Consider the following 17,272-nt stretch of genomic DNA (forward strand, 5'->3'; position numbering starts at 1 on the left):
TGCCCAGTGAGCTTTTGTATGCCGTCGGGCCCGCACACCAGCACCCCGCTCCCCGTCCAACATCCGGCTGTGGCTGCCATGCATCCCTCTCTGTCTGACCCCCGCTGCCACCTGCCCCTGCCCGAGGGCCCCCTGGCCGAACATTCCCGCTTCTACCAGCGCCTGCACCGCCGCTACGCCAACGACCGTCCGCTGCTGCCACCCGGTGTTCCGGTGCTTGCGACCATGGAGCAGGCCTATGACGCTCTGTGCGCACGCGGCTGCGATACCGGCACCGCGCTGCGCGTGCTGCGCCAGCTGGTCATGGAACGCCTGATCCAACTGGACTGCGAGGCACAGACTCCCCTGGCCGACATCACCCGGGCCGTGACCGAACTGGCCGAACTGGCCCTGGACCGCGCCTGCCAGCAGGCGCGCCGCGAGCTGGACGAACGCCATGGCGCACCGCGCGGCCCGCAGGGCCAGCCCGTGCAGCTGTGGATCATCGGCATGGGCAAACTGGGTGCCCGCGAGCTCAATGTCTCCAGCGACATCGACCTCATCTATGTGTATGAGCACGATGGCGAAACCGCTGGCATGCCCGATAGCCGGGGCCGCATCTCCAACCACGAATACTTTGCGCGCGCCGTCAAGGCCATCTACAGCCTGGTGGGCGACACCACCGAGCATGGCTTTGTCTTCCGGGTGGACCTTGCCCTGCGGCCCAACGGCAACTCGGGCCCCGCGTCGGTATCCCTGGCCGCGCTGGAGGAATACCTGCAGGTGCAGGGCCGCGAATGGGAACGTTTTGCCTGGCTCAAGAGCCGTGTAGTGGCCCCGCGCGACTGCATTGGCCGCCCCGAGGTGCAAGCACTGCGCGGCGTGGTCCTGCCGTTTGTGTTCCGCCGCTACCTGGACTACAGCGTGTTCGACGCGCTGCGTTCGCTGCACAGCCAGATCCGGGACCATGCGTCCAAACGCAGCGCCGGGCACCCCGAGCGCGCCAACGACGTCAAGCTCTCGCGCGGCGGCATCCGCGAGATCGAATTCACCGTGCAGCTGCTGCAGGTGGTGCGCGGCGGGCAGTTCCCCGAGCTGCGCCGCCGCCCTACGCTGGATGCGCTGCAGCGCCTGGCCCACGCGGGCCTGATGCCCCAGGAGACCGCCGACGCGCTGGCCCGGGCCTATGTGTTTTTGCGCCGGGTGGAGCACCGCATCCAGTACCTGGACGACCAGCAGACCCACGTGCTGCCCACGCGCGATGACGACCTGGCCTGGATCGCCAGCACCCTGGGCTACAAGGACTGCTGCGCCTTCCTGCACGAGCTGGACGCACACCGTGAGCTGGTGGCCCAGGAGTTCGACACCCTGCTGGGAGGCAACGGCAAAAAGCAATGCAGCGGCGGCGGCTGTGGCGGCCCCCGGGCAGCGGCACCGCCGCCCCCGGAACTGGAAGGCCTGCTGGAGCAGCTGCCACCGGGCTTTCGCGAGCGTGTGGCCGAGTGGCGCAACCACCCGCGCGTGGCCGGACTGCGTGACGAAGCGCGCGCGCGCCTGTTCCGCCTGGTGCAGCGCACGGCCCAGTGGCTCAAGGAAGGACGCGTCACCGAAGAGGCCACCGTGCGCCTGGCCAACTGGCTCGAGCCGCTGCTGCGGCGCGAAAGCTATCTGGCGCTGTTGCTGGAGCGGCCGTCGGTGCACGAACAGCTGCTGCACCTGCTGGGCGCGGCCAAGTGGCCCGCAAGGTACCTGCTGCAGCACCCCGGCGTGATCGACGAGCTGGTGGGCGACGCACTGCTGTCCGAGCGTTTTGTGGTGGCCGACTTTGAACGCGAGTTGGGCATGCGCCTGGCGTCGCTGCGCTCCACCGGTGAGGACGACGACGAAACCCTGCTCAACCTGCTGCGCCGTGCGCAGCATGCCGAAACCTTCCGCACCCTGGCGCGCGACGTGGAGCGCCGCATCACGGTCGAGCAAGTGGCCGACGACCTCAGCGCGCTGGCCGACAGCGTGCTGCGCATCACCAGCCAGTGGTGCTGGAGCCGCCTCAAGAACCGCCACCGCGACGAACCCCAGTTCGCCATCATTGGCTACGGCAAGCTAGGCGGCAAGGAGCTGGGCTACGGCAGCGACCTGGACATCGTCTTTGTGTTCGACGACGACGATGAGCGCGCCCCCGAGGTGTACGCGGCCTTTGTGCGCAAGCTCATCAACTGGCTGACCGTCAAGACGGGCGAGGGCGACCTGTACGAGATCGACACGGCCCTGCGGCCCAATGGCAACTCGGGCCTGCTGGTGACGAGCTTCGAGGCCTACGCCAATTACCAGCAGCAACGCGGCAGCAACACCGCCTGGACCTGGGAGCACCAGGCCATGACACGCGCGCGGTTTGTGATGGGCAGCGAGGCCTTGCGCGAGCGCTTTGACGCTGTGCGCGAGGCCGTCATCACGTCTGCCCGCGACCCGCTGGCGTTGAGGGGCGAGATCGTGACCATGCGCGAGCGGGTGCGCTCAGCCCACCCCACGCCCGCCGGTCGCTTCGACGTGAAGCACAGCCCGGGCGGCATGGTGGACGCCGAATTTGCCGTGCAGTACCTGGTGCTCTCGCAGTCTGCCGCCCACCCCGAATTGCGTGGCAACCTGGGCAACATTGCACTGCTGCAGCGGGCCGAGCAAGTGGGCCTGCTGCCCCCAGGCGTGGGCCACGCAGCCGCCGACGCCTACCGCGAACTGCGCCGGGTACAACACGTGGCGCGGCTGGACGAGGCGCCCACCCAGGTCACGCCACCCGCACTGCAGGCCGAGCGCGATGCCGTGCTGGCGCTGTGGCAGGCCGTGTTTGGCACTGCGCCGTAGCATGCGACGACCTTAAGCGCAGTGACAACCGGTTGCACTTTGATGCAGCGGCAGTTTCTGAAAAATTCATTAATTCAAACAACTGTTTGAATTCTGGTGGTGTAATCCGGGGCCATGAGTTCCGGTGCCCACCCCATTCCCGCTGCAGCCCAGCGCACCGCCCGCAGCGACGGTGAAGACACGCGTGCCCGCCTGCTGCAGGCCGCGCTGCAGCTGTTCTCCGAAAAAGGCTTTGCCCAGACGTCAGTGCGCGCCATCGCCCAGGCGGCGGGCACCAATGTGGCCGCCATTGCTTACCACTTTGGCGACAAAGCCCAGCTGTACACCGCCACGTTCTACGAGCCTTTCGGCAGCGGCAGCGATCTGATCCCGGTGTTTGCCGACCCGGCCCTGGACCTGCAGGGCGCGCTGCATCACTATTTCGCGGGCTTTCTGGAACCGCTCAAGCACGACGACCTGGTGACGCAGTCACTGCGCCTGCATGTGCGCGAGTTGCTGGACCCTACCCATGTCTGGCCCGAACTCATCGAACGCGAGTGCCGCGCCCCCCACATGGCGCTGGTTCAGGTGCTGTGCCGCCACATGGGCGTGCCGGTGGTGGACGACGACATGCACCGGCTGGCCTTCTCTCTGGCTGGCCTGGTGATGCAGCTGTGGACGCAGCGCGACCCCCTGGTGGCCATTGCCCCCCAGCTGGCAACAGCCGGGGTGGTGGACCAATGGGTGGAGCGGCTGACCGGCTACGCCCTGAGCATGGTGCAAGGAGAGATCGCCCGACGGCAGGCCACACAACGGCCTGCGCGTCGCACTTTGAGGACTTCACACAAGAAGGAATCCAACGCATGAACCTACGCATAACCCGTTTCACATGGGCCGCGTTGCTGCCCCTGGCCCTGGGTGCCTGCGCGGTGTCCGCGCCGCCCGCCCAGGTGCCCGCGACGCCCCCCCTGGCCTGGCAGGCTCCCTTGCCGCACCAGGGTTCCCTCACGGACATGGCCCGCTGGTGGACCCAGCTGCAAGATCCGCTGCTGGTCGAGCTGATCGACGCCGCCCAGGCCGTGAGCCCCGGCATCGCGCAGGCCCAGTCGCGCATTGCGCAGGCCCGCGCCACGCAAGTCGGTAGCCGGGCGGCGTTGTTGCCCGCGCTTGACGCTCAGGCCAGCGCCAGCCGGGGCTTCAATGACCAACTGGCCCGCGTGGCCACCACATCGCAGGCCGGACTGCAGGCCAGCTGGGAGCTGGAACTGTTTGGCGCCAACCGCGCCGCCAAAACTGCGGCCGATGAGCGGCTGGCGGGCGCACAGGCCCTGTGGCACGAGGCGCGTGTGAGCGTGGCGGCCGAAGTAGCACAGCAGACCAGCAGCATCCGCACCTGCCTGGCCCAGCAGCAGGTGGCCGAGCGCGACGCGCAGTCCCGTGGTGAAACGTCCCGCCTGTCCCAGCTGAGTGAGCGCGCGGGCTTCACGGCGCCCGCCACGGCCGCACTGGCCCGTGCCAGCGCCGCCGAGGCCCAGGCCCGCGCCTCGCAGCAGCGCATGCAATGCGATGTGGAAGTCAAGGCCCTGGTGGCGCTCACCGGCTGGGAAGAACCCACGCTGCGCACCCGGCTGGCCCAGCCGGTGGCTGCGGCCCCGGACACCTTATTTACCGTGGACGCACTGCCCGCCCATGTGCTGGCCCAGCGCCCCGACGTGTACAACGCCGAGCGCGAAGTGGCGGCCGCCAGTGCCGACGTCGCCAGCGCCCAGGCCCAGCGCTACCCACGCCTGACCCTCAGCGGCAGCGTGGGTGCAGCCCAGGTGCGCACGGGGGGCGTAACCACCGACCTGAACACCTGGACCATCGGCCCGCTGGCGCTCAGTGTGCCCCTCTTTGACGGTGGCCGCCGCGCTGCGCAGACCGATGCGGCGCAGGCCCGCTACGACGAGGCCGCCTCGCAGTACCGGGCCAAGGTGCGCCAGGCCGTGAGCGAGGTCGAGCAAGCCCTGGTGCGCCTGCAAAGCACGGCCGAGCGCAGCGCCAGCGCGCGCACTGCCGCCGACGGCTACCGCGCATCGTTCGACGCGACCGAGGCGCGCTGGCGTGGTGGCCTGGCCAGTCTGGTGGAGCTGGAAGATGCCCGGCGCACAGCACTGGCCGCCGAGAACGCGCTGATCGCGCTGCAACACGAGCGCCAGACCGCCTGGATAGCGCTGTACCGCGCCGCTGGCGGCGGGTGGAAGCTATGAGACATCCCTCTAAGGCGCTTTGCGCCTCGCCTGCGCATCGCCGGTTTCAAGCGCAGTGGGCGACGCCCAACACCATGCATAGCTGATATGAATTTTTCAGGACAGATGCACATGCAACACTCCTCCTTCTCCTTCAAGTTTTCCCCCACCGCCTTCGCCGTGATCACCGCCTGCGTGCTGGCCACGGGCGGTGCGCTGGTTTTCTCGGGTGCATCGCGTGCCGCCGATGAACCCAAGGCGGGCCAGCCCCGGCCTGCGCTCACCGTCAGCACGGCGCAACCGCAGCGCATGCAGGTGCCGCTGCGCCTGGCTGCCAACGGCAACATCGCGGCCTGGCAAGAGGCGAGCATTGGGGCCGAGAGCAACGGCCTGCGCTTGACCGACGTGCGTGTGAACGTGGGCGATGTGGTCAAGGCCGGGCAGGTGCTGGCCACCTTCTCGGCCGACACGGTGTTGGCCGATGTGGCCCAGAGCCGCGCCAGCCTGCTCGAAGCCCAGGCCAATGCGGCCGAGGCCGCCGCCAATGCCGACCGCGCCCGCTCGTTGCAAGCCACGGGCGCACTCAGCCAGCAGCAGATCCAGCAGTTCACCACCGCCGAGCAAACCGCCAAGGCCCGCGTGGAGGCTGCCCAGGCCGCGTTGAACGCGCAGCAGCTGCGCCTCAAATACACCCAGGTGGTGGCGCCTGACAGTGGCGTGATCTCGGCGCGCACCGCTACGGTGGGCGCGGTGGTGGGTGCCGGCACAGAGCTGTTCCGCATGGTGCGCAAGGGCCGCCTGGAGTGGCGCGCCGAGGTCACGTCCACCGAGCTGCGGCGCATCCAGCCCGGCGCCAAAGTCAGCGTCACCGCAGCAAGCGGCGCCGTGGCCGAGGGCACCGTGCGCATGGTCGCGCCCACGGTGGACCCGCAGACGCGCAATGCGCTGGTCTACGTGGATCTGCCCGCCAATGCGGACTTCCGAGCCGGGATGTTTGCGCGGGGCGACTTCGCGCTGGGCAGCAGCGACGCGCTCACCGTGCCGCAGGAGGCGCTGGTGGTGCGCGACGGGTTCTCGTACGTGTTTGTGGTGGGCGGCGACCAGCGCGTGCAGATGCGCAAGGTCCAGACCGGCCGCCGCGTGGCCGACCGGGTCGAGGTGCTGTCGGGCCTGGACGCCGGAGCCTCCGTCGCCGTGCGCGGTGCGGGCTTTTTGAACGATGGCGACCTCGTGCGCGTGGCAGCCCCTGCGGCGGCGCCAGCGGCGGGCAAGCAGTCCTCCAGCGGACATTTCATGCAAAAAGTGCCTGTAGCGCTAGTGGATCATGCGCTAGCAGCTATCAATTGAGGAGCATTCCAGATGAATGTATCCACCTGGTCCATCAAGAACCCCATACCGGCGCTGATGCTGTTTGTGCTGCTGACCTTCGGCGGCCTGCTGTCCTTCAACGCGATGAAGGTGCAGAACTTTCCCGACATCGACCTGCCCACGATCTCCGTCACGGTGGCGCTGCCCGGCGCCTCGCCCGCGCAGCTGGAGAACGACGTGGCGCGCAAGATCGAGAACAGCATCGCCACGCTGCAGGGCCTCAAGCACATCTACACCAAGGTGCAGGACGGCGGCGCCACCATCACCGCCGAGTTCCGGCTGGAGAAGCCCACGCAGGAGGCGCTGGACGATGTGCGCTCGGCCGTGGCCCGCGTGCGCGGCGACCTGCCGGGCGACGTGCGCGACCCCATCGTGACCAAGATGGACCTGGCCGCGCAGCCCGTGCTGGCCTTTACCATCGCGTCGGCCCGCATGGACGATGAGGCGCTGTCCTGGTTTGTGGACGACGCCGTGGCCAAGAAGCTGCTCACCGTGCGCGGCGTGGGCGCCGTCAACCGCGTGGGTGGCGTGCAGCGCGAGGTGCATGTGGCGCTCGACCCGGTCAAGCTGCAGTCCCTGGGCGCCACGGCGGCCGATGTGTCGCGCCAGCTGCGGCTGGTGCAGACTGAGAGCGCCGGCGGCCGCACCGACCTGGGCGGCAGCGAGCAGCCGGTGCGCACGCTGGCCACGGTGCAGTCGGCGCAGGAGCTGGCGGGCCTGACGCTGGCCCTGTCCGATGGCCGCCATGTGCGGCTGGACCAGGTGGCCACAGTGACGGACACCATCGCCGAGCCCCGCGCGCTGGCGCTGCTCAACGGCAAGCCGGTGGTGGGCTTTGAGGTGGCGCGCAGCAAGGGCGCGAGCGAAGTGGAAGTGGGTGCTGCCGTGCAGGCGGCCCTGCAGGAGATGCGTACGCAGCACCCCGACCTGGAAATCACCGAGGCCTTCAACTTCGTGCAGCCCGTGCAGGAGGAATACGACGGCTCCATGCACCTGCTGTACGAAGGTGCCCTGCTGGCCGTGCTGGTGGTGTGGCTGTTCCTGCGCGACTGGCGCGCGACGTTTGTGTCGGCTGTGGCGCTGCCGCTGTCGGTGATCCCGGCGTTCATCGGCATGTACTGGCTGGGCTTCTCGATCAACGTGATCACGCTGCTGGCGCTGTCGCTGGTGGTAGGCATCCTGGTAGACGACGCCATCGTGGAGGTCGAGAACATCGTGCGCCACCTGCGCATGGGCAAGACGCCCTACCAGGCGGCCATGGAGGCGGCCGACGAGATCGGCCTGGCCGTGATCGCCACCACCTTCACGCTGATCGCGGTGTTTTTGCCCACGGCGTTCATGAGCGGCATTGCGGGCAAGTTCTTCAAGCAGTTTGGCTGGACGGCGTCGCTCGCGGTGTTTGCCAGTCTGGTGGTGGCCCGCCTGCTCACGCCCATGATGGCGGCCTACATCCTGAAGCCCATCGTGGGAGACCACAAGGAGCCGCGCTGGATGACGGTGTACCTGCGCTGGGCCGCGTGGTGCATCAAGCACCGGTGGATGACCTTCATCGCCACAGCGGCGTTCTTCATCGGCTCGCTGGCGCTGATCCCGCTGCTGCCCACGGGCTTCATCCCGCCGGACGACAACTCGCAGACCCAGGTGTACCTGGAGCTACCGCCCGGCGCCACGCTGGGGCAGACGCGTGCCGTGGCCGAAGACGCGCGCCAGCGCATCGCCCAGGTGGAGCATGTGCAAAGCGTGTACACCACCATTGGCGGCGGCTCGGCCGGCACTGACCCCTTCATGGGCGGCGCCAGCACCGAAACGCGCAAGGCCACGCTGACCATCTTGCTGTCCCCGCGCGGCGACCGGCCGCGCAAGCAGGGCATCGAGAACCAGATCCGCGCCGCGCTGGAGACGCTGCCCGGTGTGCGCAGCAAGGTGGGCCTGGGCGGATCGGGCGAGAAGTACGTGCTGGTGCTCACGGGCGACGACCCGCAAGCGCTGACCACGGCCGCCTTGGCGGTCGAGAAGGACCTGCGCACCATCCCCGGCCTCGGTAGCATCTCGTCCACCGCCAGCCTGGTGCGGTCCGAGATCGCCGTGCGCCCCGACTTCGCCCGCGCCGCCGACCTGGGTGTCACCAGCAGCGCCATCGCCGAGACCCTGCGCATCGCCACCGTGGGCGACTACGACGTATCGCTGCCCAAGCTCAACCTGGCCGCGCGCCAGGTGCCCATCGTCGTCAAGCTGCAGGACGATGCACGCAAGGACCTGTCGCTGCTGGAGCGGCTGCCGGTGCCCGGCGCCAAGGGCCCGGTGATGCTGGGCCAGGTGGCCACGCTGGAGTTCAGCGGCGGCCCGGCCGTGGTGGACCGCTATGACCGCGCACGCAATGTGAACTTCGAGATCGAACTCTCGGGCCAGCCGCTGGGCGACGTGACCAAGGCGGTGGAGGCGCTGCCCTCCATACAGAACCTGCCGCCGGGCGTGCGCCAGATCACGATTGGTGACGCCGAAATGATGGGCGAGCTGTTTGCCAGCTTCGGCCTGGCCATGCTCACTGGCGTGCTGTGCATCTACATCGTGCTGGTGCTGTTGTTCAAGGACTTCCTGCACCCGGTGACCATCCTGGCGGCGCTGCCGCTGTCGCTGGGCGGTGCGTTTGTGGGGCTGCTGATTGCACAAAAGAGCTTCTCGATGCCCTCGCTCATCGGGCTGATCATGCTCATGGGCATTGCCACCAAAAACTCCATCCTGCTGGTGGAATACGCCATCCTGGCGCGGCGCGAACACGGCATGACGCGTTTTGAGGCGCTGATCGATGCCTGCCACAAGCGCGCACGGCCCATCATCATGACCACGCTGGCCATGGGCGCGGGCATGCTGCCCATCGCCATCGGCCTGGGGGCTGCGGACGCGAGCTTTCGCTCGCCGATGGCGGTGGCGGTGATTGGCGGGCTCATCACCTCCACGCTGCTGAGCCTCTTGGTGATTCCGGCAGTGTTCACCGGGGTGGACGACTTGGGACAGGGGTTCGGGCGGCTGGTCCGCCGCCTGCGCGGGGGGCGCCATGCCCCGGGCGCACCGGCGGCCCCCGCAGCCCCGGCCACGGCGCCATCAACGCCGCATTCCGCCCCCTGACGCCCGCACTTGGCGCGCCCCCCCCGGCGTGAGCCCAAAAAGCAGGGCAATCACGGGGGTTGCGCGGGCTTTGGCGAGGGGTAGCCGTCGGATAATGCAACGCGCACCATGAACCTCGTCAGCCTCAACATCGAATCCATCCAGCTGGGCCACCCCTTGCCTTTTGTGCTGCGGGGGGCCGATGGCGTGTTGCTGGCGCAAAAGGGCTATGTGATCCGCACCCGCGACGAGCTGGCCAAGCTGGTCGAACGGGGCCGCGAGCTGTGCGTGGACACCGACGAATCCGGCGGCAGCCACCGCGCCTACCTGGCGCAGCTGCAGCGCATGCTGATCGCCGACACCAACCTGGGCGAAATCGCCGCCATGAAGATGACGGCGGGCGAGCAGGCCGCCGCTGCAGCCGCCGCGCGTGCAGGCAAGACCCTGCCCGACTGGCCCGAACTGCAGTTGCGCGCCACGCAGTTGCTGCGCTCTCCGTCGCCCAGCGACTTCGGCGGGCGCTTCCAGGCGCTGCACGACGAACTGGCGCGCCATTGCGAACAGACCCCCGACGCCACCTTGCTGGGCCTGATTTACCTGTCGGCCCAGGAAACACGCATGTACAGCGCCACCCACTCCATGCTGGTCAGTTGCGTGTGCATGGTGGTCGCCCGCGAGATGCTGCGCTGGCCCGGCAGCCGCGTGCAGCAACTGGGGCACGCGGCGCTGAGCATGAACATCGCCATGACCGAGCTGCAGGACCAGCTGGTGCTGCAGACCCAACCCCTCACCGCGACCCAGATCGCGGCCGTGGAAGACCACGCGGCGCGGTCCGAGGCGCTGCTGCGCCACCTGGGCGTGGCCGACCCGGTGTGGCTGGAGGCCGTGCGCTGCCACCACCACCGCACGCCCGGGCCGCTGTCCAAGAAGACCGAAGCCCAGCAGATGGCACGCCTGCTGCAGCGCGCCGACATTTTTGGCGCCCGCTTGGCCCCCCGTGCGGCGCGGCTGCCCATGCCCGTCACCGCCGCCATGCAGGCCAGCTACTACGACGAAGAACACCAGGTGGACGAGGCCGGGGCCGCCCTCGTCAAGACGCTGGGCGTCTACCCCCCGGGTGCCTTTGTGCGCCTGGCCAGCCGTGAAGTGGGCGTGGTCATCCGGCGGGGCACCACCGCCACCACCCCCCGCGTGGCCGTGGTGACCAACCGCGACGGCATGGCCACGGGCGAACCCATTCCCCGCGACACGGGCATGCCGCCCTGGAAGGTCACCGGCGTGGTGGCGTTCAAGGACGTGCGCGTCAACCTGTCGCTGGACCGCCTGCTGCAGATGGTCTGACGCCTGGGAGGGCGCTGAAATCCCTCCCAGTTTCCGCGCGCCGCCGCTGTCTGCGGAGCGCTACGCCTCCCCTCTGATACGTGCATGGAGCGTCGCCCCATGCGTGGCTCCTGCCGTCCGTCACAGGGGCTGACGCCGTATCCCCTCCTTTCCCTGCCCAGCCATGGGCTGGCGCCGGTGGCACTGCGCGGCCGCTTTTTGCCCCCCCCCCGCGTCCCGTTTCCTGCCGAAATCTGAATCCAAACGCGTGCGCGCCACGTAAACCATTCAGTACAAATAAAAACTCATGTGGACAAAAAATGATGAAATGGTTAAATTGGCTGCACTCACTGCCCAAAGTCCTATGAATCGCCTCACAAGACTCCTCTCGACCGCTGCCGCCCTGGGGGCCTGGCTGTTGCTGGCGCCCGCCGCCCAGGCGGCCGACGCGCCTGCCGGGTGCCCGGCCACGCTGCAGCACACCTTCCCGCGCCTGCAGGACGAAAAGCCCCAGTCGCTGTGCCAATACAGCGGCAAGGTGGTTCTGGTGGTCAACACAGCCAGCTTCTGTGGCTTTACCGGCCAGTACAAGGGGCTGGAAGAGCTGTATGCCCGCTACAAGGACAAGGGGCTGGTGGTGCTGGGCTTCCCGTCCAACGACTTTGCCCAGGAAAAAGGCAGCAACAAGGAAATCGCCGACTTCTGCGAAAACACCTTCGGCGTGAAATTTCCGATGTTTGCCAAGAGCAGCGTGAAAGGACCGGAGGCCTCGCCGCTGTACCAGCAGCTGGCCCAGCTGTCGGGCACGGCGCCCCGCTGGAACTTCCACAAGTACCTGCTGGGCCGCGACGGCAAGCTGGTGGACAACTACTCCAGCCTGACCGGGCCGGACAACAAGGGCCTGGTGCGTGCCATCGAACAGCAGCTCGCCCTGCCTACTCCCCGGTAAGCGCCATGACTTCTTTACATTTCTTGAAAAAAAATACAGGCGCCCTCTGGAACTTCGCCGCAGCGGCCCCACTCTATCCATTGCGCAAGACGATTGCGCGGCGTACAGTTTTAACGTTGCGAAGCCTTTCGGGCCCCTGGGTTCCGACTGACCTCCTGGAGCGCTTCTCCTCCCTCCCTCTCTTATTCGTTTCGGGACGCTTCGCAACCTTTTTATTCCAGGCGCCGGCCAGAGGGGGCCGGCCATGAAAATCGCCATCATCGGCTCCGGCATCTCCGGGCTCTCCGTCGCGCACCAGCTGCGCGGCCAGGCGAACATCACGCTGTTTGAGGCGGGCGACTACTTCGGTGGGCACACCCACACCGTCGATGTCACCTTGCCCGATGCGTCGGGCACCCCCGTCACCCACGGCGTGGACACCGGGTTTCTGGTGTTCAACGAGCGCACCTACCCTCATCTCATCCGCCTGCTGGCCGAGCTGGGCGTGGAGACGGCCCAATCCGACATGTCGTTTTCGGTGCAGGTGCCCGCAGCCCTGGGCGGTGGCCGCGCGCTGGAATGGAGCGGCACCAACCTCAGCACCGTGTTTGCCCAGCGCTCCAACCTGGTCAACCCGCGTTTTCTGGGCATGCTGCGCGACCTGCTGCGCTTCAACAGGCTGTGCACGCGCATCGCCGAAAAGCAGGCCGAGGCCGCGCTGATGCAGCCCCTGGGAGACTTCCTGCGCGAGCACCGCTTTGGCGACGCGTTCCGCGACTGGTACTTCTTGCCCATGCTGGGCTGCATCTGGAGCTGCCCCACGGACCAGATGCTGAAGTTCCCCGTGGCCACCATGATCCGGTTCTGCCACAACCACGGCCTGATCCAGGTGAGCAACCGGCCGCAGTGGTGGACGGTGTCCGGCGGCGCGCGCCACTATGTGGACAAGATCGTGGCGGGCATTGCCGACAAGCGCCTGAACACCCCCGTGCGCCGCATCGAACGCGACGCCGCCGGTGTGCGCGTGGTGACCGCAGGCCACACAGAACACTTCGACAAGGTGGTGCTGGCCACACACTCCGACCAGTCCCTCGCCCTGCTGGCCCAGCCCACGACGCAGGAGCGCGCCGTACTCGGTGCCATCCGCTACCAGGCCAACCGCGCCGTGCTGCACACCGATACGTCGGTGCTGCCCCAGCGCCGCGCCGCCTGGGCCGCGTGGAACTACGAGCGCGCCCAACAGCGCAGCCGCGAGTCGGCCCGCGTGTGCCTGCACTACCTCATCAACCAGCTGCAGCCCGTGCCGTTCGCGCAGCCCGTGGTGGTGTCGCTCAACCCGGTGCGTGACATTGCGCCCGAGCACGTGATCGGCAGCTACGAATACGCCCACCCGGTGTTCGACATGGCCGCCATCCGCGCGCAGCAGCAGGTGGGCAAGCTGCAGGGGCAGCAGCACACCTGGTTCTGCGGCGCCTGGACGGGCTACGGCTTCCACGAGGACGGGCTGAAATCCGGCCTGGCCGTGGCCGAGCAATTGCGGGCGGCCCTGCCAGCCCCCTTGGCGGAGGCCGCGTGAGCCACGCCCCGGCCCCATCCGCAGCGCCCCTCATTGGCTTCGGCCAGGTGCGCCACACGCGGCTGCGGCCCCGGCGGCACGCGTTTGCCTACCCCACGTTTTTCCTGATGCTGCCGATGCGCAGCCTGAGCGGCACGCACACGCCGCTGGCGGTGAACCGCGGCGGTGCCATCAGCTTCCATGATGTGGACCACGGCGACGGCCGCAGTGCCGCGCAGGGCGGGGCGCTGGCCTGGCTGGACGAGCTGCTGCACACCGAAGGCATCACCGATGCCACGGGGGAGGTCTGGCTGCACTGCTACCCCCGCGTGCTGGGCTACACCTTCAAGCCCGTGAGCTTCTGGTATTGCCACCGTGCGGACGGCCACCTGCGCGCCATCGTGGTCGAGGTGAACAACACCTTTGGCGAGCGCCACTGCTACCTGCTGGACGCGCCGCAGTACGGCGTGGAACAGCGGGCGCGCAAGGTGTTCCATGTGTCTCCCTTTTGCGAGGTGAGCGGCGGCTATCGCTTCCGCTTCATGCGCACCGAGGCCAGTACCAAGGCCGGTGCACAGGATGCGGGCCGCACCGTGGTGCGCATCGACCACGACGACGACACCGGCCCCCTCATCCAGACCAGCGTGAGCGGCACCCTGCAGGCCATTACCCCAGAGACCCTGCGCCAGGCACTGTGGGGCTACCCCGCCATGACGCTGGCCATCATTGCCCGCATTCACTGGCACGCGCTGCAGCTGTGGCTCAAGCGCGTGCGTTTCCACCGCAAGCCCGAGGCGCCCGCCGCCGCCGTGACCCGTTGATTTCCATGACGAACGAGACCGCCATGAACTCCACCACCGCCCCCCGCTCTGCCCAGACCCTGCCCGCCGGCACCCCCGCAGCCGCACGCACAGCGCTCAAGCTGCTGCACAAGCTGCAGCACGGTCACCTCACGGTGCAACTGCCCGACGGCACCCTGCAGCACTTCGGCCACGGGAACGGTCCCTCGGCCGCGATCACGCTCAAGAACTGGAATGTGTGCAGCGCCGCACTCAAGTCGGGCGACATCGGCTTTGCCGAGAGCTACATCGCGGGCGACTGGACCACGCCGCACCTCACCGACCTGCTCAAGCTCTTCATCGCCAACCGCCAACAGGTCGAAGGCGTGATCTACGGCACCTGGGCGGGCCGCCTGCTGTACCGCATCAAGCATTTGCTCAACCGCAACACCCGCGCCAACAGCCAGAAGAACATCCACGCCCACTACGACCTGGGCAATGCGTTCTACGAACTCTGGCTGGACGACACGATGAACTATTCGTCCGCTTGGTTCGAGGGCGATGCGGGCGGCGACATGCGCAAGGCCCAGCACGCCAAAGTGCGCCGCGCGTTGCGTATGGCCGGCGTGCAGGCGGGCGACCGCGTGCTGGAGATCGGCTGCGGCTGGGGCGCGCTGGCCGAGATGGCAACCGTCGAATTCGGCGCCCGCCTGACGGGGGTGACGCTGTCCACCGAGCAGCTCGCGTTTGCGCAAAAGCGCATGGCGCAGCAGGGGGTGGCCGAGCGTGCCGACCTGCGCCTGCAGGACTACCGCGACATCCAGGACGGCCCGTACGACGCCATCTGCTCCATCGAGATGGTCGAGGCCGTGGGCCGCGAATACTGGCCCACCTACTTCCAGTCGGTGAACCGGCTGCTCAAGCCCGGTGGCAAGGCCTGCATCCAGAGCATCGTCATCGACGACAGCCTGTTCGACCGCTACATCAGTTCCACCGACTTCATCCAGCAATACATTTTCCCCGGCGGCTGCCTGCCCTGCCCGCGCGAGTTCCGCCGCGAGGCCGAGACGGCGGGCCTGCGCGTGGTGGACGAGTTCGCGTTCGGCCAGGACTACGCCGAAACCCTCAAGCGCTGGCGCGAGCGTTTTCTGGCGCAGCGCACGCAGATCCTGCAGTTGGGCTTTGACCAGCGCTTCATGCACATCTGGGAGTTCTACCTCGCGTACTGCGAAGCGGCGTTTGCGATGAGCAACATCGACCTGGTGCAGTACACGCTGGTCAAGGACTGATCAAAAACCGAGAATTGCTATGAAAAACATAGCTATTACCGCAATATTCACTAGCGCTTTGATGGCTTTTGGACCTCAAACCGCGCTGGCGCAGGTGGCAGAGGCCAGCGCCGCCGCTGCAGCCCCGCTGTCGGGCGCGCGGCTGGTGGGGCAGGGCGTGCTGCGCTTTCTGGGGTTTGAGATCTACCGCGCGCGGCTGTGGGTGCAGCCCGGCTTTGACGCCGACAACTACGCGGCCCACCCCTTGGCGCTGGAGCTGACCTACCACCGCGATTTTTCGGCCGACGCCATCGCCAAGCGCTCCATCGAGGAGATGCGCCGCGTCGGCAGCTTCACGCCCCAGCAGGCCGCGCGCTGGCAGCAGGCGCTGGCCGCCGCCTTGCCAGATGTAAAGGCGGGCGACCGGCTGCTGGGCCTGTACCAGCCCGGCGCGGGCGCCGTGTTCAAGATGGGCGGGCGTGTGGTGGGCGAGGTGCCCGACGCCGAGTTCTCGCGCCTGTTCTTCGGCATCTGGCTGTCGCCACAGACCTCCGAGCCCGGACTGCGGCAAGAGCTGATCGCCGCCACCCGCACGGCGGGCCAAGGGCAGCAATGACCACCACCCCGCCCATTCGCGCCGGCCAAGGCCTGGCCTATGGGCTGCTGGGCCTGCCGCTGGCGTTTGTGGCGCTGCCTCTGTACGTGCTGCTGCCCAACCACTACGCGCGCGAGTTCGGCATGCCGCTGGCCACGCTGGGGTCGGTGCTGCTGGCGGCAAGGCTGTTGGATGCGGTGTCCGACCCGCTGCTGGGCCGCCTGTCGGACTACCTGTTTGGCCGCTCGGTGCGCGCCGTTCTGGCGGTGGGCGCGGTGTCTGCCGTGGTGCTGGCACTGGGGCTGACCAGCCTGTTCTTCCCGCAGGTGCGCGGGGCCGATGCGCTCATCGCCTGGGCGATGGTGGCGCTGCTCATCACCTACACCGCCTACAGCCAGCTGGGCATTGCGCACCAGTCCTGGGGCGCGCGGCTGGGCGGCGACGAGCTGCAGCGCGGCCGCATCGTGGCCTGGCGCGAGGGCGCAGCGCTGGTCGGAGTAGTCACCGCCTCGGTGCTGCCCGCACTGCTGGGCCTGCCAGTCATGCTCAGCGTGTTTGCACTCACCTTGCTGCTGGGCTGGTGGGCGTGGACGCGCGCGCCGCGCCCCACAGGCCACGCGGGCGCCGTGGCCGGCGTGTACCGCCCGCCCCAACGTGCCAGCCTGTGGCGGCCCTGGGGGCGGCCCGCCTTCCGCCGCTTGCTGGCGGTGTTCATGCTCAACGGCATTGCCAGCGCCATCCCCGCCACGCTGGTACTGTTCTTCATTCAGGACCGCCTGCAGGCCCCGCCCGCGCAGGAGCCGATGTTCCTGGCCGCTTATTTCGTCTGCGCGGCGCTGTCCATCCCGCTGTGGCTGCGCGCCGTGGCGCGCTGGGGTCTGGCGCGCACCTGGCTGGCCGGCATGCTGCTGGCGATTGCGGTGTTTGTGTGGACGGCGTTCCTGGGTGCGGGCGATGTGGTGCCATTCCTCATCGTCTGTGCGCTGTCGGGCGTGGCCCTGGGCACCGACCTGGCCCTGCCCAGCGCCCTGCTGGCGGGCGTGATTGCCGCCGAGGGCGACAGCGGCCAGCACGAGGGCGCTTACTTTGGCTGGTGGAACTTTGCCACCAAGCTCAACCTGGCGCTGGCCGCAGGCCTGGCGCTGCCGCTGCTAGGCTGGTGGGGCTACACGCCAGGCACACGCAGCGACGACGGCCTGCACACCCTGGGGCTGGCCTACGCCGTGCTGCCCTGCGCGCTCAAGCTGCTGGCAGCGGCGGCGCTGTATTGGCTGGTGCTTCGGCCTGCGCGCGGCGCGGCCAGTGCCTGATT

At 68.3% G+C, this 17,272-nt stretch carries 12 protein-coding genes; all 12 read left to right on the top strand.

What is annotated here, in order from left to right; genetic code table 11:
• Positions 1-78: 78 nt before the first annotated feature.
• The 12 genes from glnE to C380_RS23120 all read left to right on the top strand — a co-directional run bounded on the left by glnE (position 79) and on the right by C380_RS23120 (position 17,270).
• A complete protein-coding gene (gene glnE / locus C380_RS23065) occupies positions 79-2,835 on the top strand; it encodes a bifunctional [glutamate--ammonia ligase]-adenylyl-L-tyrosine phosphorylase/[glutamate--ammonia-ligase] adenylyltransferase (RefSeq protein WP_051022604.1) in 2,757 nt (918 codons plus the stop codon).
• A gap of 114 nt (positions 2,836-2,949) precedes the next feature.
• Positions 2,950-3,681, top strand: coding sequence for a TetR/AcrR family transcriptional regulator (locus C380_RS23070; RefSeq protein WP_015016254.1), 732 nt, complete (start codon positions 2,950-2,952; stop codon positions 3,679-3,681).
• On the top strand, positions 3,678-5,063 hold the full coding sequence (locus C380_RS23075) for an efflux transporter outer membrane subunit (RefSeq protein ID WP_015016255.1): 1,386 nt from the start codon (positions 3,678-3,680) through the stop codon (positions 5,061-5,063). Before C380_RS23070 ends, C380_RS23075 begins: the two co-directional genes overlap by 4 nt.
• A 111-nt stretch (positions 5,064-5,174) precedes the next feature.
• Complete coding sequence (locus C380_RS23080) at positions 5,175-6,389, top strand: efflux RND transporter periplasmic adaptor subunit (protein WP_015016256.1); 1,215 nt, start codon at positions 5,175-5,177, stop codon at positions 6,387-6,389.
• Positions 6,390-6,401: 12 nt separating this feature from the next.
• Positions 6,402-9,536, top strand: coding sequence for an efflux RND transporter permease subunit (locus C380_RS23085; protein WP_015016257.1), 3,135 nt, complete (start codon positions 6,402-6,404; stop codon positions 9,534-9,536).
• A 108-nt stretch (positions 9,537-9,644) separates the two neighbouring features.
• Entirely contained in the window at positions 9,645-10,856 is a 1,212-nt protein-coding gene (locus tag C380_RS23090; RefSeq protein ID WP_015016258.1) for an HD-GYP domain-containing protein, read from the top strand.
• 343 nt (positions 10,857-11,199) lie between these two features.
• Positions 11,200-11,784, top strand: a complete 585-nt coding sequence (locus C380_RS23095; protein WP_043565794.1) for a glutathione peroxidase — start codon at positions 11,200-11,202, stop codon at positions 11,782-11,784.
• A gap of 244 nt (positions 11,785-12,028) precedes the next feature.
• Positions 12,029-13,339, top strand: coding sequence for an NAD(P)/FAD-dependent oxidoreductase (locus C380_RS23100; protein WP_015016260.1), 1,311 nt, complete (start codon positions 12,029-12,031; stop codon positions 13,337-13,339).
• Entirely contained in the window at positions 13,336-14,139 is an 804-nt protein-coding gene (locus C380_RS23105; RefSeq protein WP_015016261.1) for a DUF1365 domain-containing protein, read from the top strand. Before C380_RS23100 ends, C380_RS23105 begins: the two co-directional genes overlap by 4 nt.
• 23 nt (positions 14,140-14,162) lie before the next feature.
• Positions 14,163-15,386, top strand: coding sequence for a cyclopropane-fatty-acyl-phospholipid synthase family protein (locus C380_RS23110; protein WP_043567039.1), 1,224 nt, complete (start codon positions 14,163-14,165; stop codon positions 15,384-15,386).
• 61 nt (positions 15,387-15,447) lie between these two features.
• Positions 15,448-15,981, top strand: a complete 534-nt coding sequence (locus tag C380_RS23115; RefSeq protein WP_015016263.1) for a chalcone isomerase family protein — start codon at positions 15,448-15,450, stop codon at positions 15,979-15,981.
• The gene (locus C380_RS23120; RefSeq protein WP_015016264.1) at positions 15,978-17,270 is read left to right on the top strand and encodes an MFS transporter; all 1,293 of its coding nucleotides are present in this window, start codon (positions 15,978-15,980) and stop codon (positions 17,268-17,270) included. Before C380_RS23115 ends, C380_RS23120 begins: the two co-directional genes overlap by 4 nt.
• Positions 17,271-17,272: the final 2 nt, after the last annotated feature.

Origin of the sequence: Acidovorax sp. KKS102, assembly GCF_000302535.1 — a bacterium.
GTDB lineage: Bacteria > Pseudomonadota > Gammaproteobacteria > Burkholderiales > Burkholderiaceae_C > Acidovorax.

Bases quoted from the DNA above. Each gene is read 5' to 3' on its own strand.
- C380_RS23095 (WP_043565794.1), top strand. From the start codon at position 11,200: ATGAATCGCCTCACAAGACTCCTCTCGACCGCTGCCGCCCTGGGGGCC.
- C380_RS23075 (WP_015016255.1), top strand. From the start codon at position 3,678: ATGAACCTACGCATAACCCGTTTCACATGGGCCGCGTTGCTGCCCCTG.
- C380_RS23090 (WP_015016258.1), top strand. From the start codon at position 9,645: ATGAACCTCGTCAGCCTCAACATCGAATCCATCCAGCTGGGCCACCCC.
- C380_RS23110 (WP_043567039.1), top strand. From the start codon at position 14,163: ATGAACTCCACCACCGCCCCCCGCTCTGCCCAGACCCTGCCCGCCGGC.
- glnE (WP_051022604.1), top strand. From the start codon at position 79: ATGCATCCCTCTCTGTCTGACCCCCGCTGCCACCTGCCCCTGCCCGAG.
- C380_RS23070 (WP_015016254.1), top strand. From the start codon at position 2,950: ATGAGTTCCGGTGCCCACCCCATTCCCGCTGCAGCCCAGCGCACCGCC.
- C380_RS23120 (WP_015016264.1), top strand. From the start codon at position 15,978: ATGACCACCACCCCGCCCATTCGCGCCGGCCAAGGCCTGGCCTATGGG.
- C380_RS23100 (WP_015016260.1), top strand. From the start codon at position 12,029: ATGAAAATCGCCATCATCGGCTCCGGCATCTCCGGGCTCTCCGTCGCG.
- C380_RS23085 (WP_015016257.1), top strand. From the start codon at position 6,402: ATGAATGTATCCACCTGGTCCATCAAGAACCCCATACCGGCGCTGATG.
- C380_RS23115 (WP_015016263.1), top strand. From the start codon at position 15,448: ATGGCTTTTGGACCTCAAACCGCGCTGGCGCAGGTGGCAGAGGCCAGC.
- C380_RS23080 (WP_015016256.1), top strand. From the start codon at position 5,175: ATGCAACACTCCTCCTTCTCCTTCAAGTTTTCCCCCACCGCCTTCGCC.